At 66.9% G+C, this 22,895-nt stretch carries 19 protein-coding genes; 6 read left to right on the top strand and 13 right to left on the bottom strand.

The window, feature by feature from the left end:
- Nucleotides 1-30 precede the first annotated feature (30 nt).
- The 3 genes from NRG74_RS05355 to NRG74_RS05345 all read right to left on the bottom strand — a co-directional run bounded on the left by NRG74_RS05355 (nucleotide 31) and on the right by NRG74_RS05345 (nucleotide 3,909).
- Entirely contained in the window at nucleotides 31-1,344 is a 1,314-nt protein-coding gene (locus tag NRG74_RS05355) for a CitMHS family transporter (protein ID WP_017641218.1), read from the bottom strand.
- Nucleotides 1,345-1,458: 114 nt separating this feature from the next.
- Nucleotides 1,459-2,772: a C4-dicarboxylate transporter DctA gene (dctA, locus tag NRG74_RS05350; RefSeq protein ID WP_257705927.1), complete on the bottom strand. Its 1,314-nt coding sequence runs from the start codon at nucleotides 2,770-2,772 to the stop codon at nucleotides 1,459-1,461.
- A 57-nt stretch (nucleotides 2,773-2,829) separates the two neighbouring features.
- Entirely contained in the window at nucleotides 2,830-3,909 is a 1,080-nt protein-coding gene (locus NRG74_RS05345; RefSeq protein ID WP_257705926.1) for a 4-oxalomesaconate tautomerase, read from the bottom strand.
- A gap of 146 nt (nucleotides 3,910-4,055) precedes the next feature.
- On the opposite strand from NRG74_RS05345, the gene NRG74_RS05340 reads away from it, so the two are divergent.
- From NRG74_RS05340 to NRG74_RS05320, 5 genes are all read left to right on the top strand, one after another.
- Complete coding sequence (locus tag NRG74_RS05340; protein ID WP_257705925.1) at nucleotides 4,056-4,955, top strand: LysR family transcriptional regulator; 900 nt, start codon at nucleotides 4,056-4,058, stop codon at nucleotides 4,953-4,955.
- Between the two features lie 120 nt (nucleotides 4,956-5,075).
- Nucleotides 5,076-6,017, top strand: a complete 942-nt coding sequence (locus NRG74_RS05335; protein ID WP_257705924.1) for a ubiquinol oxidase subunit II — start codon at nucleotides 5,076-5,078, stop codon at nucleotides 6,015-6,017.
- Nucleotides 6,010-8,073 carry a cbb3-type cytochrome c oxidase subunit I gene (locus NRG74_RS05330; RefSeq protein ID WP_257705923.1) on the top strand — a complete coding sequence of 688 codons (2,064 nt, stop codon included), beginning with the start codon at nucleotides 6,010-6,012 and terminating at the stop codon, nucleotides 8,071-8,073. The genes NRG74_RS05335 and NRG74_RS05330 overlap by 8 nt, the downstream gene beginning before the upstream one ends.
- On the top strand, nucleotides 8,070-8,699 hold the full coding sequence (locus tag NRG74_RS05325; RefSeq protein WP_187979461.1) for a cytochrome c oxidase subunit 3: 630 nt from the start codon (nucleotides 8,070-8,072) through the stop codon (nucleotides 8,697-8,699). Before NRG74_RS05330 ends, NRG74_RS05325 begins: the two co-directional genes overlap by 4 nt.
- Nucleotides 8,696-9,004, top strand: coding sequence for a cytochrome o ubiquinol oxidase subunit IV (locus NRG74_RS05320; protein WP_160922610.1), 309 nt, complete (start codon nucleotides 8,696-8,698; stop codon nucleotides 9,002-9,004). The genes NRG74_RS05325 and NRG74_RS05320 overlap by 4 nt, the downstream gene beginning before the upstream one ends.
- A gap of 45 nt (nucleotides 9,005-9,049) precedes the next feature.
- On the opposite strand, the gene NRG74_RS05315 is transcribed toward NRG74_RS05320, so the two are convergent.
- Nucleotides 9,050-10,345: a PQQ-dependent sugar dehydrogenase gene (locus NRG74_RS05315; RefSeq protein WP_257705922.1), complete on the bottom strand. Its 1,296-nt coding sequence runs from the start codon at nucleotides 10,343-10,345 to the stop codon at nucleotides 9,050-9,052.
- Complete coding sequence (locus NRG74_RS05310) at nucleotides 10,342-10,770, bottom strand: DUF2231 domain-containing protein (RefSeq protein ID WP_257705921.1); 429 nt, start codon at nucleotides 10,768-10,770, stop codon at nucleotides 10,342-10,344. The genes NRG74_RS05315 and NRG74_RS05310 overlap by 4 nt, the downstream gene beginning before the upstream one ends.
- A gap of 264 nt (nucleotides 10,771-11,034) precedes the next feature.
- On the opposite strand from NRG74_RS05310, the gene NRG74_RS05305 reads away from it, so the two are divergent.
- Nucleotides 11,035-12,159, top strand: coding sequence for an MFS transporter (locus NRG74_RS05305; protein ID WP_257705920.1), 1,125 nt, complete (start codon nucleotides 11,035-11,037; stop codon nucleotides 12,157-12,159).
- Nucleotides 12,160-12,213: 54 nt separating this feature from the next.
- Here the strand turns inward: NRG74_RS05305 and NRG74_RS05300 are convergent, their stop codons facing one another.
- The 8 genes from NRG74_RS05300 to NRG74_RS05265 all read right to left on the bottom strand — a co-directional run bounded on the left by NRG74_RS05300 (nucleotide 12,214) and on the right by NRG74_RS05265 (nucleotide 22,880).
- Nucleotides 12,214-13,539 carry a M20/M25/M40 family metallo-hydrolase gene (locus NRG74_RS05300; protein WP_184287635.1) on the bottom strand — a complete coding sequence of 442 codons (1,326 nt, stop codon included), beginning with the start codon at nucleotides 13,537-13,539 and terminating at the stop codon, nucleotides 12,214-12,216.
- Nucleotides 13,540-13,688: 149 nt separating this feature from the next.
- Nucleotides 13,689-15,770, bottom strand: coding sequence for a 3-hydroxyacyl-CoA dehydrogenase NAD-binding domain-containing protein (locus tag NRG74_RS05295; RefSeq protein WP_257705919.1), 2,082 nt, complete (start codon nucleotides 15,768-15,770; stop codon nucleotides 13,689-13,691).
- A gap of 18 nt (nucleotides 15,771-15,788) precedes the next feature.
- Nucleotides 15,789-17,039 carry an OprD family porin gene (locus NRG74_RS05290; RefSeq protein ID WP_257705918.1) on the bottom strand — a complete coding sequence of 417 codons (1,251 nt, stop codon included), beginning with the start codon at nucleotides 17,037-17,039 and terminating at the stop codon, nucleotides 15,789-15,791.
- A gap of 64 nt (nucleotides 17,040-17,103) precedes the next feature.
- Entirely contained in the window at nucleotides 17,104-18,102 is a 999-nt protein-coding gene (locus tag NRG74_RS05285) for an ABC transporter substrate-binding protein (protein ID WP_257705917.1), read from the bottom strand.
- Nucleotides 18,103-18,144: 42 nt separating this feature from the next.
- Nucleotides 18,145-18,912 carry an ABC transporter permease gene (locus NRG74_RS05280; RefSeq protein WP_017641233.1) on the bottom strand — a complete coding sequence of 256 codons (768 nt, stop codon included), beginning with the start codon at nucleotides 18,910-18,912 and terminating at the stop codon, nucleotides 18,145-18,147.
- A gap of 26 nt (nucleotides 18,913-18,938) precedes the next feature.
- Nucleotides 18,939-19,766 (bottom strand): ABC transporter ATP-binding protein, encoded by an 828-nt coding sequence (locus NRG74_RS05275; protein ID WP_173147690.1) that lies wholly within the window; start codon nucleotides 19,764-19,766, stop codon nucleotides 18,939-18,941.
- A 217-nt stretch (nucleotides 19,767-19,983) separates the two neighbouring features.
- Entirely contained in the window at nucleotides 19,984-22,071 is a 2,088-nt protein-coding gene (locus tag NRG74_RS05270) for an acetate--CoA ligase family protein (RefSeq protein WP_257705916.1), read from the bottom strand.
- Nucleotides 22,068-22,880 carry an enoyl-CoA hydratase/isomerase family protein gene (locus NRG74_RS05265; RefSeq protein ID WP_184287621.1) on the bottom strand — a complete coding sequence of 271 codons (813 nt, stop codon included), beginning with the start codon at nucleotides 22,878-22,880 and terminating at the stop codon, nucleotides 22,068-22,070. Before NRG74_RS05265 ends, NRG74_RS05270 begins: the two co-directional genes overlap by 4 nt.
- Nucleotides 22,881-22,895 lie beyond the last annotated feature (15 nt).

Genomic DNA, 22,895 nt, shown 5'->3' with positions numbered 1-22,895 from the left:
GGGCACGACCATGCCCGCCCGCCGGGAGGATCAGACGAAGAAGGAGATGGCGCCGGTGAGCAGTGCGATGGCGGTGATGACCAGGGAGGTCAGTACCGCCCATTTGACGGTGGCCTTCTGGAAATCGCCGATGTCGCGGTCGACCATGCCCACCAGCAGCAGAGTGGAGGCCACCAGCGGACTCATCAGGTGCACCGGCTGGCCCAGCACCGAGGCGCGGGCGATCTCCACCGGATCGATCCCATAGGCCGCGGCGGCATTGGCCAGGATGGGCACCACGCCGAAGTAATAGGCATCGTTGGACAGCACGAAGGTCAGCGGCATGCTGGTGATGGCCACCACCAGCGGGAACCAGTGGCCCCAGGCCGGCGGAATCCAGTCGACCAGGGTCTGGGCCAGGGCATCGACCATCTTGGTGCCGGAAAAGATGCCGGCGAAGATGCCCGCGGCGAACACCAGGAGCACCACGGTCATGGCGTTGCCCGAGTGCGCCAGGATGCGCTCCTTCTGCAACTCCAGCTGCGGGTAGTTGATCATCAGCGCCAGCACGAAGCCGATCATGAAGAGGATGGCCGCGTGCATCACGCCCATGACCAGGGCGGTCATCACCGCGATCACCAGCACCAGATTGACGTAGGCCAGGCGGGGGCGCTTGTTCGGCGAGTCACCGAGGATCTCCTCGATATAGCACTTGCCGCCCGCCGCCCCGCCGCTTTCCAGGGCGACGTTGCCGATGCGCGCGCGCTCGCGGCGACCGAGCAGGAAGGCGGTGAACACCACCCAGGCCGCCCCGCCGATCACCGTGGGCAGCATGGGGATGAAATAGGCGGTGGCGTCCAGCCCCAGCGCGGCGATGGCGCGGGTGGCCGGGCCGCCCCAGGGACTCATGCCGCTCATGATGCTCAGCGAGAGCATGGAGACGGTCGCCAGCACCATGGGATTCATGCCGATGCGCTTGTACAGCGGCAGCATGGCCGCGCAGGTGATCATGTAGGTGGTGGTACCGTCGCCGTCCAGGGCCACCAGCAGCGAGAGCAGCGCGGTGCCGATGGCGATCTTGACCGGGTCGCCGTTGACCCGCTTGAGGATCTTGCGGATCAGCGGATCGAACAGTCCGGCATCGATCATCAGGCCGAAGAAGAGGATGGCGAACAGCAGCAGCGCCGCCGAGGGCGCCACCATCTTCAGGCCGTCGAGCATCATCTTGCCGGTGGTGGGGGCGAAGCCACCGATGAGGGCGAAGACGATGGGCACCACGGTGAGCGCCACGATGGGCGACAGACGTTTGCTCATGATCAGGTAGGTGAAGGTCACCACCATGATCAGACCGAGAAGCGCGAGCATAGGCATATCCCTTGTTCTTGTTGTGGGTCTGGCCAGACGCGGGCCAGCCGATCCCCGCCTCCGGCCAGCTGACGGCGCGGAGGTGGGACTGCAGCGGTAGCGGGGTTTAAACGATCAGGCGTGGGGACGAACGTCCGGTGCCGTCCACTCGGCGGCCTCGGGCAGCGCCACGGGTTCGCCCTTGCCGCTGGCCAGGGCACGCATTAGCTGCTCGCGATCGCAGGCGTCCTCGCCCAGCGCGATCACCACCGTGGCCACGGCGTTGCTGGCCAGGCTGGTCAGGGCGCGGGCCTCGGACATGAAGCGATCGATGCCGATGAGCAGGGCCAGACCGGCCAGGGGGATGTCATGGATCACGGTGAGGGTCGAGGCCAGGGCGACGAAGCCGCTGCCGGTCACCCCTGCCGCACCCTTGGAGGACAGCAGCATGATCGCCAGCATGGTCAGGGTCTGGCCGATGGTGAGGTCGATGTTGCAGGCCTGGGCGATGAAGACCGCGGCCAGCGACAGGTAGATGGCGGTGCCATCCAGGTTGAAGGAGTAGCCGGTGGGCAGCACCAGGCCGACCACGCCCTTCTTGCAGCCCAGGCCTTCGAGCTTCTGCAGCATGCGCGGCAGCACCGGCTCGGTGGACGAGGTGCCGAGCACTACCAGGAATTCCTCGCGGAAGTAGCGCAGCAGCTTCCACAGGCTGAAGCCGCGCGAGCGGCACAGCGCGCCCAGCACCACGAAGACGAAGAAGGCGCAGGCGATGTAGAGGGTGGCGATCAGCTTGGCCAGGGAACCCAGCGAGGTGATGCCGTACTGGCCGACGGTAAAGGCCAGGGCGCCAAAGGCACCCACCGGCGCGAAGCGCATCAGGTAGCCGAAGATGCGGAAGACCATCTGCGACGCCGACTCCAACACATCCAGCACCGGCCGGCCGCGCTCGCCCATGGCGGACAGCGCGAAGCCGCAAAGCACGGCGATGAACAGCACCGGCAGCACCTCACCCTTGTTGAACGCCCCCATGAAGGTGTCCGGGATGATGTGCATGAAGAAGTCCACCACGCTGAGCTTGGCCGCCGACGCCGTGTACTGGGCGATGCTGGCGGTGCTCAGGGTCGCGGGATCGATGTTCATGCCCACGCCAGGCTCGAACAGATAGACCGCGCCGAGGCCGATGAACAGGCTGATGACGGTGAGCACCAGGAACAGCAGCAGCGTCTTGCCCATCAGCCGCCCCAGGGTGCTCTTGTCGGTCATGCCGGCGATGCCGGTGACGATGGTGCAGAACACCACCGGGGCGATCATCATCTTGATCAGCTTGATGAAGGCGTCACCCAGGGGCTTGAGCGCGACGGCCTGTTGCGCCCAGAAGTGACCGACCAGCACCCCGAGGACCACGGCGCAGAGGATCTGGAAGTACAGCGATTTGGCAAGTTTCATGGGGCATCACCGTTTATTGAAGTTGTGCGGATGCGCTGGTGGTTGGGGGATATCGCTTTAGCTGGCAAGCCTCCGCGCGGTGGGCGCGTACACGTGACCGGCGAACAGGCGGCGCGCGGTCCGGACGACCGAGGCCTGGATGGTAGTGCCGTCAGCGCCGCCGCGCGACAGCACGACGTCGATCCCGCCGCTGGGATGCTCCAGGCGGACGTGGGTCAGGTCACGCGCCGACTCGCCGAGCAGCGCCATCACCACCGTTTCCGCGGTGACGCAGGCGGTGGCCAGGCCGATGGAACCGGTGACGGCCAGGGCGCGGTGGCAGCTGTGCGGCATGAAGTAGCGCACCTGCAGGGTGCCGCCGTGCTGGGGCGGAGAGACCAGTACCGGCTTGGGGATCACCTTGCCGCTGACATCGCCCAGGCCCATGGCCCGGCCGGCCTGCAGCCGCAGGGCTTCCAGCCGCGCCAGCAGCGCCGTGTTGGCGTCCAGCTCGGCCGGGCGCTCGCTACCGGTCATGCCCAGGTGGCGGGCGTCGACGATCATCATCGGCATGGCCATGTCGATGCAGGTCACCGGTACGCCGTCGAAGACATCGGTAGCCTGGCCGGTGGGAAACAGCTTGCCGGTCTTGCTGCCCACGGCGTCGAGAAAGGTCAGCTGCACCGGCGCGGCGGTGCCGGGCACGCCGTCGATGGCGGTGTCGCCTTCATAGCGCACCAGGCCGCCCGGCGTGTGCACCAGCGAATCGACGAAGCTGTTGGTGTTGAGGTTGCGGATGCGCACCAGGGTCTTGCCGTCTTCAGCGGCGACCAGCCCCTGCTCCACGGCGAAGGGACCCACGGCACACAGCATGTTGCCGCAGTTGGGCGCGGTATCGACGCGGCGCTCGGCGACCATCACCTGGACGAAGAGATAGTCCACGTCGGCATCGGGATGACTGGACGGGCTGATGATGGCGACCTTGCTGGTCTGGGGGCTACCTCCACCAATGCCGTCGATTTCCAGTTCATGACCGGCACCCATGAGGTCGATCAGCATCTCGTCGCGCTGGACGGGATCGCTGGGCAGGTCGCTGGCGAGGAAGAAGGGGCCCTTGGAGGTGCCACCGCGCATGAGAACGCAGGGAATACGTTGCATGACTGCTTTCTCTTGTTGATCAATAGCGTTTATTGATGTTCTAGGGGCAAGATTGGCAGCCGTGGATAAATCTATCCAATGCAAATATCGTCGCTATTATTCCACTTAGATAATCAATACTTGAGATGCTCGATCAGAGGCTGTTCATGGACTATGAGCTGCAAGATATTCGATCTTTCGTGAAAATCGCCGAACTGAGCAGCTTCCATGAGGCTGCCGATGCCCTGCACCTGTCGCAGCCGGCGCTCAGTCGACGCATCAAGAAGCTGGAAGACGGTCTGGGCACGCCCCTGCTCGAACGCACCACCCGTCGCGTCGGTCTCACCAGCGTCGGCCGCGATTTCCTGCCCAAGGCGCGGCGGCTGCTGGACGACTTCGAGGATTCCATCCTCAGCATCCGCGAACTGGCCGAACGCCAGACCGGCCAGGTCACCCTGGCCTGCATCCCCACCGCAGCCTTCTATTTTCTGCCCTCGGTGATCCGCCAGTACAACGAGCACTACCCCAAGATCCGCATCCGACTGCTGGACCTCAGTGCCAACGACGGCCTGGAAGCCGTGCTGCGTGGTGAAGCGGACTTCGGTATCAACATGCTCAGCGGCCAGCACCCGGACATCGAGTTCGTGCCCCTGGTACAGGAGCAGTTCGTGCTGGCCTGCCGGCGTGACCATGAATTGGCCGGGCGTCCATCGATCAGCTGGGCCGAACTGGTCGAGCACCGGCTGATCGGCGTAGGGCGCCTGAGCGGCAACCGGGTGCTGCTCGACCACGCCCTCTCCGCCCGCGGCATCCGCCCCAAGTGGTTCTATGAGGTACAGCACCTGTCCACCTCCCTGGGCATGGTGGAAGCCGGCCTCGGCGTTTCCGCCATGCCCAGCCTGGCCATGCCGGCCGCCGACCACCCGACCCTGGTCAGCGTGCCGCTCACCGATCCGGAAGTGACCCGTACCCTGGGCCTGGTCTCGCGCCGCGGGGCCTCGCTGTCGCCTGCGGCGGAGAAATTCGTCGCCATCCTGCTCGGCCAGTGGAAGACCGAACAGCCCTAGTCCGCGCCGTGCAGGCGCCCATGTCCTGAACAGAAGCGGCCAAGCGCCAGTATCCAGTGAACGTCGCGCCCCCTCGGGCGGTCTGTTGGCTGCAACAACTGGTTACGGTCGGGTCCGCTCATGTCCCTAGCGCGAATATCGCGTCCTTCTACTCCTCGTCCGGGGAGCACCTCGAAGCGCCGCTCCGCCGTCGGAGCGCTGGCCGGGCTGCTGCTCGCCGCTTCGCTCACGGGCTGTTCGCCGCTGCAACACGGCTTTTTCGCCCCGGCCGGCCTCGCCGCCAGTGGCGAACGCGACCTGCTGCTGTGGATCGTCGGTCTGGCCCTGGTGGTGGTGCTGCCGGTGATCCTGCTCACCCCGCTGATCGTCTGGCGCTATCGCCACGGCAACGACCGCGCCGCCTACCGGCCGCGCTGGGAGTTCTCCTGGCTGCTGGACGTCTTCGCCTGGGGCGTCCCGGCGCTGATCGTCGCGGTGCTGGCCTTCCTAGTCTGGACCCGCACCCACAGCCTGGACCCCTATCGCTCACCGACACCCGGCGTGACGCCGCTGGAGGTTCAGGTGATCGGGCTGGACTGGAAGTGGCTGTTCCTCTATCCCGAACAGGGGATCGCCACGGTCAATGAACTGGTCCTGCCGGCAGGTCGTCCGGTGCAGCTCAGGCTGACCAGCGATACGGTGATGCAGTCCCTGCTGCTGCCGCGCCTGGGGGGCCAGATCTACGCCATGGCCGGCATGCAGACTCAGCGCTATGTGCAGATTCCCCTGCCCGGCCAGTTCGAGGGTCGCAATGCCCAGTACAGCGGCGAGGGCTTCCAGGATCAGCACTTCCCGATCCGGGTGCTGGCGGAAGCGGATTTCCAGGCCTGGACTCAGCACATGAGCCAGGTTCGCGAGGCCCTGGATTGCGCCCATTACCAGGTGCTGGCCCGTCCCGGCACCCTGGAGCAGGCCGCCCAGCTGCGCCTGACCCAACCCGCCCTCTTCGCCTGGGTGCTGGCACGCTATCGCCAGGATCCGGTACCCGCCTGCGATACCTTCCAGGGAGCCACCCATGACTGATTCCTCGGCCCTCTGGCATCTGCTATTCGGCCGCCTGGGCTACGACGCCCTGCCCTTCTACAGCCTGGTCGCCACCTGCGGCGCCAGCGTGGTGATCCTCGGCGCCCTGGCTACCGCCGGGGTGATCACCTGGCTCGGCAAATGGCGCTATCTCTGGCAGGAGTGGTTCACCAGCCTGGACCACAAGCGCATCGGCATCATGTATGTGGTGCTGGCCCTGGTGATGTTCAGCCGCGGCGTGGTGGAAGGGGTGATGATGCGCACCCAGCAGGCCCTGGCCATCGACGCGCCCGGTTACCTGCCGCCGGAACACTTCGGCCAGCTGTTCAGCACCCATGGCACCATCATGGTGTTCTTCGTCGCCATGCCCTTCCTCACCGGGCTGATCAACTTCGTCATGCCGCTGCAGATCGGCGCCCGCGACGTGCGCTTTCCCCTGCTCAACGCCATCAGCCTCTGGCTGACCGTGGCCGGGGCGGCGCTGGTGATGGTCTCGCTGGTGCTGGGACGCTTTTCCACCGGTGGCTGGAGCGGCTATCCGCCCTACACCGGTGCCGAGTACCAGCCCGGCGTCGGTCCCGACTACTGGATCTGGGCCCTGACCCTGAGCTCCCTGGGCAGCACCCTGACCGGCCTCAACTTCGCCGTCACCCTCTACAAGGAACGGGCGCCCGGCATGCGCCTGTTCCATATGACGCTGTTCAGCTGGACAGCGCTGTGCACCAGCATCCTGATGATCTTCGCCATGCCGCCGCTGACCGTGGCCACCCTGCTCCTGGCTCTGGACCGCTACCTGGACTTCCACTTCTTCACCAATACCCAGGGCGGCAACCTGATGAACTACATCAACCTGTTCTGGCTGTTCGGCCACCCGGAGGTGTACATCCTCATCCTGCCGGCCTTCGGGGTGTTTTCTGAGGTGTTCGCCACCTTTTCCACCAAGCGGCTCTATGGCTATCACTCGCTGGTCTGGGCGACCCTGGTGATCGCCGTGCTGTCCTTTACCGTGTGGCTGCACCACTTTTTCACCATGGGCCAGTCACCTAGGATCAACGCCGCCTTCGGCATCGCCACCATGCTCATCGGCATCCCCACCGGGGTGAAGATCTACGACTGGATGGCGACCATGTTCCGCGGTCGCATCCGCCTGACCACGCCGTTGATCTACGCGGTGATGTTCATCATGCTGTTCGTGATCGGCGGCCTCACCGGCATCACCCTGGCCACACCGCCGGTGGACTACCAGGTGCACAACACCGTCTACCTGGTCGCCCACTTCCACAACATGCTGATCCCGGGAATGCTGTTCGGCATGCTGGCCGGCTACCACTTCTGGTTTCCCAAGGCCTTCGGCTTCCGCCTCGACGAGCGCTGGGGGCGCATCGCCGCGCTGAATTTTGGCCTGGGCTTCATCCTCGCCTTCATGCCCCTGTATGTGCTGGGCGTCTCCGGCCTGCCGCGGCGCAGCCAGGCCATCCACAACCCCGATTTCGCCCCGCTGCTGTGGGTCGCCGAACTCGGCGCGGTGGTGCTGCTGGCCGCCCTGGGCAGCCTGGTGATTCAGCTGGTGGTGAGCATTCGGCGCCGCGACAGTGCACGGGTGCCGGCGGGTGATCCCTGGAACGGCCGCACCCTGGAATGGGCGGTCGCCGCGCCGCCGCCGGAGTACAACTTCGCCGTGCCGCTGCCGATCAACGACCGGGATCCCTTCACCTGGCTCAAGGAACAGGGCCTGGCCTACGACCGGCCGCGGACCTATGCCGATCTGGTGCTTCCCAAGAACAGTGCCGTCCCGGTCATCGTCGGCGCGGCGGGCTTCGCCTGCGCCTTCGGCCTGGTCTGGCACATCGGTTGGATGGCCGTACTGGGGCTGCTGGTGGCCTGGGGGGCGGTCATCGCCCGCAGTTTCCAGCGCGATACCGAGCGACTGATCTCGGCGGCGGACGTTCGGCGCGAACATGAGGCCTGGCTGGATGAGGTCGCCGCGACCCGCCCCGTCACGCGCGACGAGGAAACCGGGCCGGGCAATCGTGGCCTGGCGGAGATGGGGCCATGAGTTCGCGTGATATGAACCACGCCGGCCTCAACGTCGGTCACACCGATCACGCGACCCACGCCGAGGCCGAATACTCGCTGTTCGGCTTCTGGATCTTCCTGATGAGCGACGCCCTGGTGTTCGCGCTGCTGTTCGCGATCTATGCGACGCTGCAGCACGCCACTGCCGGGGGACCGGTGGCCCGGGACGTCTTCGAGATCGGCAGTGTCACCGTCCAGACCCTGGTGCTGCTGGCCAGCAGCTTCACCTACGGCCTGGCGTCGCTGGCGATGAAGTACCACGAGGGTCGGCTGCGGCCCCTGGTGACCTGGCTGCTGGTGACACTGGCCCTGGGGCTGGTGTTCCTCGGCCTGGAGGTGCACGACTTCCTCGGCATGGCGGACAAGGGCGCCCTGCCCCAGCGCAGCGCCTTTCTCTCGGCCTTCTTCGCCCTGGTGGGCATGCACGGGGTGCACGTCGCCAGTGGCTGCCTTTGGCTGGTGGTGATGCTGGTGCAGCTCAGGGTGTTCGGTCTGGATACGCCAGTAAAGACCCGGCTGATGCGCCTGGGGCTGTTCTGGCATTTTCTCGATATCGTCTGGGTCGCCATCCTGTCGGTGGTCTACCTGCAGGGGCTGTTGCCATGAAGCGTGACGACTATCGCCGCGAACTGGCGAGCTATGTGATCGGCCTGGTGCTGGCGGTGACGCTGAGCCTGATCCCCATCGGCCTGGTGCTCTTCCCGACCTGGCCACGCGAGACCACCCTGGGCGTCATCTTCGGCCTGGGCCTGCTGCAGATCCTGGTGCACCTGCGCTGCTTTCTGCATATCAGCCTGGGTCGTTCGCACCGCCACGACCTCTATCTGCTGCTGTTCACCAGCCTGATCCTGGTGCTGATGGTGGTGGGTAGTTTGATCGTGCTGGGTGATCTGCACCACCGCATGGGTTAATACCGGTCACCGCCCCGAAAGACGGCAACCGGATCGTCACCCACCTTACTGGGTGCGCGTCACCCGCCAGACCGTATTGGCCAGGTCGTCGGCGATGATCACGCCGCCACGCTGGTCCACCGCCACCCCGACCGGTCGGCCGCGGGTCTTGCCATCGTCGCCAAAGAACCCGGTGGCGAAGTCGATGGGCTCGCCGGCCGGGCGGCCCTGCTGGAAGGGCACGAAGACCACGCGGTAGCCCACCGGCTTGTCGCGGTTCCAGCTGCCGTGTTCGCCAACGAAGACCCCATCGGTGAATTGCCCACCCACCGCCGCGGTGGAAAAGGTCACCCCCAGGGCGGCGACATGGGAGCCCAGGCTGTAGTCGGGCTTGATGGCGGCGGCGACCTTGGCCGGATCCTGCGGCTGGGCGCGGGTATCGACGTTCTGCCCCCAGTAGCTGTAGGGCCAGCCATAGAAGCCGCCCTCGCGGATGGAGGTCAGATAGTCCGGCACCAGGTCCGGGCCGATCTCGTCGCGCTCGTTGGCCACCGCCCACAGCTGGCCGCTGTCGGGCTGGATGGCCAGGGCGGTGGGATTGCGCACCCCAGTGGCATAGTTCTTGTGCGCGCCGCTCTGCGCATCGATCTGCCAGATCACCGCGCGATCCACCTCGACATCCATGCCGCGTTCGCCGACGTTGCTGTTGGAGCCGATGCCCACATAGAGGTAGCGACCATCGGCGCTCGCGGCGAGAGACTTGGTCCAGTGGTGATTGATCGCCGCCGGCAGATCCACCAGCTTGTCCGGCGCGCCGCTGGCCTGGGTCTGGCCGTCCTGGTAGGGAAAGCTGACCAGGGCGTCCTGGTTGGCCACATAGATCCGCCCATTGGCGAAGGCCAGGCCATAGGGCGCGTTGAGATTCTCGGCGAACACGGTCTTGAGTTCGTATTTGCCATCGCCGTCGGCATCGCGCAGTAGGGTCAAGCGATTGCCACCCTTCACCTGGGTGTTGCCCTGGGCCTTGATGTAGCCGGCGATGACGTCCTTGGGCTTCAGCTTCGGCGCGTTGCCGCCACGGCCCTCGGCCACCAGGATGTCGCCATTGGGCAGCACCAGCATCTGCCGCGGAATGCGCAGGTCAGTGGCGATGGCGGTAATGGTGTAGCCCTGGGGCACGGTGGGCGTGCGATCGCCCCAGGGGGCCGGCTCGGCGATCTTCATGCTCGGCAGGAGGCCGCGCTGGGGTTCGGGCAGCTTGGGATCGGGTCCGCGCGCCTGGGTGTCGGCACCGCCTTCGTTGCCGCAGGCGGCCAGCAGCACGGCCAGACCAAGGACGCTCAAGGCTCTTGGCGTGTTCATCGAACCACCTCCGAACGCAGATTGGAGAGGGCGATCCAGGCCGCCACCAGGCTCAGCACCGAGACCACCACCGAGAGGATCAGCCCGGCGGGCATCACCGCCCAGGCATCCTTGGCATGTTCGAAGGCATTGATCAGCCCCAGCACCCAGGCCAGCAGCAGCAGGAGGAAATAGGCTGCCGGTCGGCGACCCCGGAAACGGGCGCCAAAGAGGTTGCCCAGAGCGAACAGCAGGGCCAGCCCGGACAGCAACAGGGCGCCGGCGATCAGCCAGGCGGCGAAGTTGGCCCACTGGATCTGCATCGTCTGGTAATAGGCGATATCGCTGAGCAGACCGCCGATGAACAGCGGGACGGAGCCGGCCAGCAGCAGCGCGTGCAGCGGGCCGGGCCGGACAGGATGGTAATGGTGGGCAGCTACGGTCACTGACGACTCCTTTTCATGACGGGACGTGGCAGGGCCGGGCAGCCACTGCGCGGCGCAAGACGCACTGAAAAGGATTGCGCGCATGGCGGGTTAGTTCAGCCGTTTCGCTTGGCGGACACCTCTTGCAAAAGAAGAGATAATGACAGTCTCGTTGCAGCCGCGGCCTCTGCCTCGCGTCTGTCCGGCACCACCGTCCCTGCAATCCGCTGTCCAGCTGCCGACCGAAGGGCTGGACGTCACCTCGTCCATAGGAATTTTCTGCGCATGAGCTCTTCCCGGTCCGTCGACCAGGCCTCCCGGCGCGCGGCCATCGTCCTCGCCTTCTGCCTGCCCAGCGACGTGCTGCTCTACCTCGTCCTGCCCATGTACGCCCCGGTCTTCGGCATCACCCTGATCGAAGCCGGCATCCTGCTGGCCGCCAACCGGGTGATCCGCATCGTCGGCTATCGCTATGTGGTGCAGCTCTATGCCCGCTGCGGCGATCGGAGCAGCCTGGTGGTGGCCGCCGCGGTGGCCGCGCTCTGCGCCCTGGGCAACGCCAACCTCTCGGGTTTCTGGGCGCTGCTGGGGCTACGGCTGGCCTGGGGCCTGAGTTTCGCCACCTTCAACCTGTCCACCCAGGTTCTGGCCACCGCCGACCCGGCCGGCGCCGCCCGGCGCACCGGCACCTCCCGGGCGCTGATCGCCATCGGTCCCATGCTCGCCCTCTCCGCGGGTGCCTGGCTCACCCTGCAGTACGGGCCGCGCGCCGTGCTGTTGCTGAGCAGCGGTCTCTGCCTGATCGGGCTACTGTTGGCCCTGGGGCTGCCGCGTGCCGGTCACGAATTGCCGGCGCCCGGGCGGCGCCTGCGCTGGCCGGATCGCATCGTCACCTGGTCCTTCATCGAAGGCGTGACCCTGGACGGCCTGTTCATCTTTGGCTTGTCGGCCTTTTCCCAGGCGGTGCTGGGCGGCAACGCGGTACTGGTGGCTGGCTTGCTGATGGCGCTGCGTTATGTGTCCGACATGCTGCTCAGCCCCCTCGGCGGTCGGGCGGCGGATCGCTATGGCGCGGCGCCCATGCTGGTGGTCTGCTCGACGCTGACCGCGCTGTTCCTGATCGCCTTCGGCTTCCACTGGCTGATCCTCGGCGCCGGCGGGGTGCTGATCCTGCGCGCCCTGCAGATCCCCCTGGTGGTGACCCTGGTCGCCGCCCGCCATCCCGGTCAGGCCAGACTGCCGGCGCTGGCCTCCAACGCCATGTGGCGCGACGTGGGCGCCAGCGTGGGGCCCCTGCTGGCGGGTGTGCTCATCCCCCTGGTGCCTTCGACCCTGCTGTACCCGCTGTCCGGCCTGGCGATCTTGGTCAGCTCCCTGGCGTGCCTGGGCGTGAAGCCGGCGCGCGAGTGAGCCCGCCGGCCCTGGCATCCCGCCCTTGCGGACGGGTGCCAGGGCGGACTTGCGCTACTTGCCTTTCGCCTGCAGCACTGGCTCGCTGACACCCTTGACGCCCACCAGGGTCAGGCTGGTCAGCAGCACGTTCTGCGGACCCTGGTAGGCATCCACCGGCTTGTACCACTCCGCCAGCGAGTGGGCACTGCCGCCCTCCCCGCCGCCGCTGATGGTCATGGCTGGCACGCCCAGGGACATGGCGGTGTTGGAGTCGGTGCTGCCGCCGCTCAAGGTGACCTTGGCGCCGTTGGTGACCGCGGCGATGGCGCGCTGCGCCGTCTGCACCATGGGCGAATCCTCCGCCGTGCCACCGGCCGGACGATCACCGATCAGCTTGATGTCCACCGAGATCTGATCGGTGTCCCAGCGCTTGTTCTCCTCCTTCACCGCGTCCTGCACCAGGGCCAGTATCTCCTTCTCTTCGGCCAGCAGCGCGGCCTCTTCGTTGGATCTCATGTCCAGGGTCAGGCGCGCTTCGCCGGCGATGGCGTTGACCGACGTGCCGCCCTGCACCGTGCCCACGGTAAAGGTGGTCTTGGGCTCCTTGGGCGGCCGCACCTCGGCGATCTTGGCGATGGCGCGACCCATGGCGTGGATGGCGCTGGGTCGCCCGAACTCGGCGAAGCTGTGGCCACCCGGTCCCTTGAAGGTCATCTCGTAGCGGTGGCTGCCGGTGCCGCGATTGACGATCCGCCGCACGTCGATGCCATCCACCGAGATGAAGCCGTCGATGCCCTGGCGATCTTTGAACAGGGCCTTCACCCCACGCAAGTTGCCCAGCTCCTCCTCGCCCACGGTGCCGACGAAAACCAGGTCGCCCACCGTCTCGATGCCGCTCTTGTTCAGGGCGTCGATCACCGACAACAGCGCCGCCAGGCCCCGGGCGTCATCGCCGATGCCGGGGCCATAGGTCTTGCCGTCCTGTTCCTTGAGGGTCAGGTCAGTGCCCTCGGGAAACACCGTATCCAGGTGCGCCGAGACCACCAGCTGCGGCCCCTGGCCGCTGCCCTTGCGGGTGGCGATCACATAGCCTTCCGGTGCGATGCTGGCGTCCTTGAGCCCCAGCTCCTGGAAGCGCTTGAGGTAATACTCGGCGCGCACCTTTTCCTTGAACGGCGGCGCGGGAATCTGGGCGATGTGCTTCTGTTCCGTGAAGGTGCGGCCATCATCGGCGCGCAGCGCGTCCAGGGCCTTGGCGACCCGGGCATCGCCCTGCACGGCGGAGAGGGAACCCTCGACACCCGGCGCGGCGGCCAGGGGCAGCGCCAGGGTGGCGGTCGCAGCGGTGAGCACGAGTGCGGAAAAGCGATTGGCCAAAGCCGAACGAGCAAAAGACATCTGACACTCCCATTGCCTGAATTGGTATTCCGATCGGGCGCAATCGTCTGACGAATACACCCCTGCCTGACCCTAGGGGTGCGCGAACGAAAGGTCAAAGAACGGGGCGCTATCGGATATGTAGCGTCGCTCAGGGTGCGGCTTTCGACTCAGAGGTCCAGAAATGTCCGGCCTTCAGTCGCCAGTTGCCGTAGTCGCGGGCAGATCTCGGTGCCGCGCTCGGCCAGCGCCGCAGACCAGCCCTCCAGGGTGCTGAGGATCCGCGCCAGTCCGCACTCGTCGGCGTAGTACAGCAGCCCGCCGCGATAGCGCGGAAAGCCGTAGCCGTGTAGCCAGACCAGATCGATGTCGACCGGCTGTTCGACGATGCCCTCCTGCAGCAGCCAGGCCGCCTCGTTGATCATCACGAACAGGCAGCGTTCGAGGATCTCCGTATCGCTGTGGCTGCGTAGGGTGATGCCCCGGCGCTGACGGTGGGCGGCGAGCAACTCGGCGACCAGAGGATCCGCCTGGCCCTGGCGCTGCCCCGGCTCATAGCGGTAGTAGCCGGCGCCGGACTTCTGGCCAAGACGGCCGAGGGCGTGCAACTGCTCGATCAAGTCGCAGGCCCGCTCGGCAGGGCTGAGGGACTCACCCCGCCCCTGGCGATTGCGCCAGGCGATGTCGATCCCGGCCAGGTCGCGCAGCGCGAAGGGGCCCATGGGAAAGCCGAATTCGCGCAGCACCCGGTCGACCTGTTCGGGTGCTGCGCCCTCTTCCACCAGCAGGGTCGCCTCGCGCTCGCGTACCGCCAGCAGGCGATTGCCGACGAAGCCATGGCAGTTGCCCACCGCCACCGTGGTCTTGCCCAGGCGCTCGCCCAGCTGCAGGGCAGTGGCCAGGACAGCAGGCGCGACCGCGCGGGTGCGAACCACCTCCAGCAGCTTCATCACCTGGGCCGGACTGAAGAAGTGCATGCCGATCACCGCTTCGGGCCGGCCGGTCACCCCGGCGATGGCATCGATGTCGAGATAGGAGGTGTTGGTGGCCAGGATGGCGCCAGGCTTGGCCAGACGATCGAGCTGACGAAAGACCTCCTGCTTGACCGCCAGATCCTCGAACACCGCCTCGATGATCAGATCGGCGTCGGCTACCGCGTCCAGGGTCGCTTCACAGCGGATCAGGGCGGCGCGCGCGCTGGCCTGATCCGCCGTCAGGCGGCCCTTGGCCAGGGCTCCGGAGAAGTAGCCGTCGATCGTGGCGCGGCCTCGTTCCAGGGCCTGGGGCTGGGTATCGATCAGGACGGTGGCCAGGCCGGCGTTGGCCAGGCAGAGGGCGATACCGCTGCCCATCAGCCCCGCGCCGATCACCGCCACCTGCCGCAACGCTACGAGAGGCGCCGCCGTGGCCAGGGCGCGATTACGACCCGCCAGGGCGCGCTCGGCGAAGAACACCTGGCGCAGGGCTCGGGCCTGGGCGGACTCGCGCCGGGCAACGAACAGCTCACGCTCGCGCTGCAGGGCGGCGGCAAGCGGCAGCTGCCAGGCACCACGCAGGGCGTCCAGCGCCTGAATCGGCGCCTCCTGGCCCGGCAGCTTGCGCAGCAACGTGCAGGCCTGGGCCTCGAAGGCGTCGAGGTCGAACAGGGAGAGCGTCTGCGCGGCCGTCGGCCGAGGCGACAAGGGAGGCTGCTCGCGCAGAAAGATCCGGGCCAGGGCCAGCGGCTCGCCCTCCCCCAGGCCATCGATCAGTCCGGCGGCGAGCGCCGTGCTGGCCTCCAGGCGGGTGCCGCCGACGATCATGTCCAACGCCAGGGGCGCGCCGACCAGGCGCGGCAGCCGTTGGGTGCCGCCCGCGCCCGGAATCAGCCCCAGGCTGACTTCCGGCAAGGCGAAGGTGGTACCGGTCGCCGCGACCCGGTAATGACAGGCCAGCGCCAGCTCCAGCCCGCCGCCCAATACCGTGCCATGCAGCGCGGCGATCACCGGCTTGGGCGAGGCTTCGAAGGCCGCCAGCACAGCCGGCAGATGGGGCTCCTGCAGCGGCAGGTCGAATTCGCGGAGGTCGGCGCCGGCGACGAAGGTCCGCCCGGCGCAGGTGATCACCAGCGTCTGGATCCCGTCATCGGCCAGGGCCTCCTGCAGCCGAGCCAGGAGCCCCGCACGCACCTCGCGGGACAGGGCATTGACCGGTGGATGGTCCAGGGTGATGACGCCCAGGGCGTCGATCCGTTGCAGGGTTACGATGGTCATGTAGGGTCTCCCGAAGGGTCAGAGCAGCGACAGCGGATAGCTGGCGATGACGCGGACGTCATTGGCGTCCCGCGAGAAATCGGAACGGTAGGTGGCGCTGCGCAGGCGCAGATTCAGGCCCTTGAGCGAGCCGCCCTGCAGCACGTATTGCAGCTCCACATCCAGTTCCCGTTCGCCGCCGGACGCGCCGCCGCGCAGTTCGGCCTGGCTGCCGCGTACGAAGCGCGTCATGAAGTTCAGGCCGGGGATACCCAGCTGGCCGAGGTCATAGTCGTAGCGCGCCTGCCAGGAGCGCTCGTTGGTCTCGGCGAAGTCGCCCACCTGGACGAAGTTGACCAGATAGGGGTCGGTGCCATTGACGTAGGGAAAGGCCGTCGAGCCCGACATCTTCTGATAGCCCAGGCCCAGGGAGTGGCCGGCGCGCTTGTAGGTACCCAGGGCGCTGAAGGCGCGGTTGTCGATGCGTCCGCCGCGGGCGCGACCCTCGTCGTCGCTGTTGAACAGCCGCACCTCGGTGAGGAAGGCGCCCCAGTCGCCCTTGCGGCGGTCGGTCAGGCCGAGAAAGCGCTGGCGATAGACATCTTCCAGCACGGCGTACTGGGCGCTCACATCGGTGGTGGTGCCGAAGCGGTAGAGGGCGCCGACGACATTGAAATCGCCCCCCTCGAGGGAGCCGCTGAAACGGCGATTCTTGTTGTTCAGCGAAAGGCCGTCGGCTCCGGAGCTGTCGCGATAGACCGTGCGCTGGATGTTGGCGCCGGTCAGGGTCAGACCCTTGATCTCCTTGAATTCGAACTGGCTGCCCTCGAAGGTCTGGGGCAGCAGGCGGCCATTGTTGGTGACCAGGGTCGGCCAACGCGGTAGCAGGGTGCCGATCCGCAATTCGCTCCTGGAGAGGCGCGCCTTGAAGGTCGCCCCGGCCTTGGCGTATTCGCCGGGCGCGCGGCCCTCGTCGTCTACCGGCAACAGACCGGTACCGGTGCGGCCACGGCCCGAATCGAGCTTCAGCCCCACCAGGCCCAGGGCGTCCAGGCCGAAGCCAAGGGTGCCCTGGGTAAAGCCGGATTCGTACTTGAGGATGAAGCCCTGGCCCCACTCCTCACGCTTGGACTGGCCGCTGCCGTCGCGGAAGTCGCGATTCATATAGAAGTTGCGTAGTTCCAGGGTGGCCTTGCTGTCTTCGAGGAAGCCCTCGGCATAGGTCAGGGGCGACAGCAGGGCAATACCCAGCCCTGCCGCCAGGATCGGCTTGTCATGATGCCTGTGCATAGGAGGTCTCTACCGAACCCTGGCCACCCGCGGCGTACCAGGGGAATGGAAGGAAGCGTGCGGCTCAGCGCACCTGCGTCAGGTAATCGGCGGCGGTACCGGGGATCTGGGTGTTCTGGATCTGGCCCAGGAAGGTAATGGCGCGCTGGACGTCCTCATCGGTGAGATAGGGCGTCGCGGGGAAGGACTTGCGGTTGTTCTTCCAGGCGGCGGCATAGACCTCGTCGTTGACGCCTTCGAAGCGGGTGCGCACGGCCTTGGCGGCCTCGTCCGGATGCTGGCTGATCAGCTGGGTGGCGTCGTTGAGCGCGGCTAGAAAGGCCTTGACCGTGTCCGGATGCTCTTGCGACCACTCGCGGCGGGCACTCAGGGCGATGGAAGGATAGCCGTCCAGGGCCTTTACCTGGCCCTCGGACATGTCCAGCAGGGTGAAGCCCTGCTGCTCGATCACCGCGCTGTCCGACGCCGGCGACGACAGCGCGAAGCCGTCGATGCGGCCCTGGGCGAAGGCGGCCAGCATGGCGCCGCCGTTGTTCAGGTACAGCAGGGTGAAATCCTTTTCCGACTGCAGCTTGGCTTCCTGGCCAAGGAAGCGCACCAGGAAGTCGGCGCTGCCGCCGGTGCCGCTGACCGCCAGGCGCAGCCCCTTGAAGGCGGCCAGGCGCTCTTCGACGGTGGAGTTGGCGTTCAGCCCCAGGCGATCGGCCACCTCCTGGCGAATCACCACATTGCTGGCGTACTGGCCGACCATGCGCCCCAGCAGGGTCACGTCGGCGCCCTTCACCTTGGCGTTGATGGCGTTCTGGATGGCGCAGGAACAGAACTCCACCGAGCGGCTGACCAGCCCGGAGGCGGCGGCGCCGCCACCCTTGAACTTGACCAGGCTGACGTCCAGCCCGTGATTCTTGAACAGCCCGGCATCCAGCGCCACGAACAGCGGCATGTGCACGAAGCCTTCGGTACCTATGGCCACCTTGACCGCTTCATCGGCCTGCACGGCGGGGGTGGTGGTCAGCAGCGCGGCACTCAGGCCAAGGGCGGAAAACAGACGCTTGAACGACATGGCAAAGACCTCTCTTCTTCTTGTAATGGGTAGTGGGAGCATTCAGATCGAGAGTTCGCGGGCGTCCTGTTCCTTCTTCCAGGGCATCAGCGCGGTTTCCAGCTTGCGCACCGCCGCCTGCAGCAGCAGCGCCAGGAAGATGATCGCCAGCAGCGCGGCGAAGACCCCGGCGGTGTCCAGCTGGCCGGCGGCGTCCTGCAGCAGATAGCCCAGGCCGCGGTTGGCCGCCATGATCTCGCCGACGATGGCGCCGATCAGCGCATAGGGCACCGACAGCTTGAGCCCGGTGAACACCCACTGGATGGCCGAGGGCAGCACCACCTTGCCGATCAGGTGATGTTCCTTGGCGCCCATCAGCCGCAGGATCTCCAGCTGCTCGCGCTCCACCGCGCGCACGCCGCTGTAGGTGTTGAGGAACACCAGGAAGAACACGATGGTGGCGGTCAGGATGATCTTCATCTCGATGCCGATGCCGAACCACATGATGAACAGCGGCGCCAGGGCCACCTTGGGCAGGCTGTAGATGGAGATCAGGATGGGATCGAGCAGCTTGGCCAGGGTCTCGTTGCGGCCCAGCAGCAGGCCGACGCTGATCCCGGCGCAGGCGCCGCAGAAGAAGCCGGCCAGGGTCTCGACGACGGTGATCCAGCCATGGGCGAACAGCCGACCGCTGGCGACCAGCTCGACGAAGCGGCCGCCGATCTCGCTGGGCGAGCTGACGAAGAAGGGATCCACCAGCGGTCCCGAGGCGAACTGCCAGGACAGCAGGATGACGGCAAAGATGGCGACGCGGCCGAGAAAGATGTTCATAGCAGGATTCTCCAGGGGTGGGCCGCTCAGGCGTCTTGGCTCGGGGTGATGAATTCCCAGAGGTCACCGCAGAGCTGGTGGTAACGCGGGTCCTTGCGCAGCTGCAGGATGTTGCGCTCGTCGCCCAGGGGGATGGTCACGTCGCGCACGATGGTGCCGGGACGGCCGGAGAAGATCAGGCAGCGATCGCCCAGGGCCACCGCCTCGTCCAGGTCGTGGGTGACGAACAGCACGGTCTTCTTGAGTTGGCGACTGAGCTTGAACAGCTCGGTCTGCATGCGCATGCGCAGCTGGGCATCGAGCGCCGCGAAGGGCTCGTCCATCAGCAGGGTCTCGGGATCGTAGGCCAGCAGCCGGGCCAGGGCGGCGCGCTTGCGCATGCCGCCGGAGAGCTGGCTCGGATAGGCCTTCTCGTGCCCCTCCAGGCCGACCAGGGCCAGCAGGTCGCGGATGCGCGCCTGGCGCTCGGTCTTGCCCACGCCGCGGATCTCCAGGGGCACGGCGATGTTGCCGGCCACGTCGCGCCAGGGCAGCAGGTGATCGCTCTGGGTCATGTAGCCGGTGCGGCCGTTGATGCCCTTGACCGGCTGACCGCCGTAGAGCACCTGGCCCTCGGTGGGGGCGAACAGCCCGGCCACCATGTTGAGCATGGTCGACTTGCCACAGCCGGAGGGACCCACGATGGTCACCACCTGGCCCTGCTGGATGTCGACGTTGATGCTGTGGGACGCCTGCTTGGCCACGCCCTTGACGGTAAAGGCCTTGGCGACGTTGCGAAAGGAAATCACGGTGGGCGCCGGGGCGATGCTGCCGATCGGCTCGCGAGGGGTGGCGTTCTTCAGTACGGCGGACATAGCGTTACTCCCGGTTCGAGGACGTGGCGTCGGGTTCAGGACTCATGAACGACGCGACGGCGCCTGACGGTAGGAATGCACACCATGGGAGGTTGATCTGGAAGCTGTTCATAGTGACCTACTTATTGTTATGAGTCAGAAATGAAGCGTTCTTGGATTATGCAAGGGTGAACCTGAGCGGCAATGGCGCTGTTCCACCCTGTGGAACAGCGTCGCCTCAGCTCAGCACCGTGAGACCATCGAGGGCGACCACGCCCTGCCCTTGCGGCCTGACCAGCAGCGGATTGATCTCGGCCTCCTGCAGCCGCTCGCCCAGGCGCAGGGCCATGTCGGAGAAGGCGACGATGCAGTGCGCGGCGGCCTCGACATCGGCCTTGGGTCGGCCGCGATAGCCGTCCAGCAAGGGATAGGTACGCAATTCGGCGAGCATTTCCCGGGCATCTTCCAGGGTCACCGGCAGCAGGCGCAGCGTGGTGTCCTGGAACAGTTCGGCGGTCACTCCACCCATGCCCAGCAGCAGCGCCGGGCCCAGTTGCGGATCGCGGGTGAAGCCGAGGATCAGCTCCTCGCCGCCGCTGACCATCTCCTGCACCAGGAAGGCCTCGGGATTGAAGCCGACCTGGGCGGTCACCTCGTCGCGCATCCGTTCCAGCCGCCCACCGATGTCCTCGGGTCGCTGGCGCAGGGCCACGCCACCCACCTCGCTCTTGTGCGGGATGCGCGCCGAGAGCACCTTGAGCACCACCTCGCCGCCCAGTTCGCGGGCCGCCGCCTCGGCCTGACGCGCATCCGCCACTACCCGCTCGCGGGTCACCGGAATGCCAAAGGTCTCGTAGAGCTGCTTGCTGCGCGCCTCGTCCAGCGGACCGGGTTGCAGGTCCGCCAGAGCCACCGACTCGGCCGAGGGAGCGGCGCCGAGCTGCCCCGACCGCTGCCTTGCATAGCTGCCTTGCAAGGCCAGCGCCTTGAGCGCTCCGGCACAACTTTCGGGAGCGCTGAAGGCCACGCCGCCCGAACCGTTGATGCGCTGCGCCGCCGCCGGCGCATGGGGGCTGATATAGGCCAGCACCGGCTTAGTCGAATGGGCCAGGCTGTCGCGGATGGCATCCGCCATCAGGTGCGGCTGGGCCACCCCGGAGGAACCCACCACGCTGATCACCGCGTCATAGTCGGGGCTGTCCAGCAGGATGCTGATGGCGCCACGCATCACCTCCGGTTGCAGACCCGCCAGGGTCAGGTCGATGGGATTGCGGTCGAGCACCGCCTGGTCGCCGACGTCCAGGGCGCGCAGTCGCGCCGCCGTCTCCGCGCCGGGCGGCGGGGTCTGGAAGCCGTTGACGCCCAGGTTGTCGGCGATCAGGGTACCGGCGCCACCGGTGGAGGTGAGGATAGCCACCCGGGTGCCCTGCATGACCCGGCCACTGGCCAGGGCGAAGGGAATGTCCAGCAGGTCGGCGAAGGTCTCGGCGCGGATCACCCCGAGCTGGCGGAAATAGGCCGAATAGAGATCGTCCGAGCCAGCCAGGGCGCCGGTATGGGAGGCCGCGGCGCTGGCGCCGGCTTCCGAGCGGCCGACCTTGAACACCACCACCGGCTTGCCGGCGGCGCGGGCCCGGCCCACGGCGCGGGTGAACCTGGCGGTGTCGCGCAGCCCTTCGAGGTAGAGGGCGATCACCGCGGTAGCCGGATCGCCGGCCAGATGGTCGACGAAGTCGGCGACGTCCAGATCCACCTCGTTGCTGGTGGAGATCAGTTTGGAAAAGCCGATGCCGGCCGCCACGCCGCGAGAGAGCAAGGCACCGAGGATGCCGCCGCTCTGGGAGACCAAGGCCACCTTGCCCGGCAGCAGGGCGTCCATGTCCAGGGCGCCACTCGCGGACAGGGTGATGCGCTCGCTGACGTTGACCAGGCCGATGGTATTGGGGCCGAGGATACGCATGCCGCCGCGCGCGGCCTGGAGTTCCGCCTGGCGGCGGATGCCGCTCTCCCCGGTTTCGCCATAGCCGCCGGCCAGCACGATGGCCGCCGCACAGCCGAGCGCCGCCAGTTCGGCCACCGCCTGATTGGCGCGTTCGGCACCCAGCAGGATGACCGCCACGTCCGGCACCTCGGGCAACTCGGCGATAGAGGGATAGCAGCGCAGGCCGTCGATCTCCTCGTAGCGCGGATTGACCGGATAGAGGCGTCCCTGGAAGCCATGCTTGCGCAGGAAGGCGATGGGCCGGCCGGAGGTCTTGCGGGCGTCGCCCGAGGCGCCGATGACGGCGACGCTGGCCGGACTGAGCAGACGGTCGAGGGCGCTCATCGTTGGCCACCATTGTTCTTGCGCGCCAGGAAGGCGGCGACCGACTCCTGGTGTTCGCTGGAGGTGTAGCAGATGCCCTGGGCCTGGCTGCCCATGGCCGAGATCTGGCCCTGGGTCAGTTCGAAGGTATTGTTGAGGATCGACTTGCTCAGCCCCAGCGCCGTGGCGGAACCGGCGGACAGTTGCAGCGCCCAGTCCTGGGCCGCTGGCAGCAGCGCATCGTGGGGCACCACCCGGTCGATCATGTTGATGCGCTCGGCTTCGCCCGGCGCGACGGTGCGACCGGTGAAGATCAGCTCCTTGGCCCGGCTCAGGCCGACCCGCCGTGGCAGGAAGTAGAGGCCACCACCGTCGGGGATGAGGCCGCGGGCGATGTAGCTCATGGCGAAGGACGCCTGCTCGGACGCGATGATGAAGTCGCAGCTCAGCGCCATGTCGCAGCCCAGCCCGGTGGCGGCGCCGTTGACCGCGGCGATGGTCGGCTTGGGCAGGTTGTGCAGCAGCGAAACGGCATGGTGAACCCGTTGCTGGCGCTTCCAGCCGTTGAAGGCCACCGAACCGGCCGGCGCACTCATGCGCGCCTGCATGCCCTTGATGTCGCCGCCGGCGCAGAAGCCCTTGCCGGTACCGGTCAGGATCAGCGCCTTGATCGCGCTGTCGGCGGCGATGCGCTCCAGGTGCTCGATCAGCAGGGTGCGCATGTCGTCGCTGATGGCATTGCGCGCTTCGGGGCGGTTGAGCGTCAGGGTGGCGATGCCCTGGGTCACCGTCAGTTCGATAGGGGTCGAGGATTCGGGAGCTGTCGTCATGGGAGGCCTCTCTTA

Origin of the sequence: Pseudomonas oryzihabitans, from assembly GCF_024652905.1 — a bacterium.
In the GTDB taxonomy this organism is placed as follows: domain Bacteria; phylum Pseudomonadota; class Gammaproteobacteria; order Pseudomonadales; family Pseudomonadaceae; genus Chryseomonas; species Chryseomonas benzopyrenica.
The sequence above is the reverse complement of the archived record's forward strand: the minus strand, read 5'-3'. Positions and strand labels throughout refer to the sequence as shown.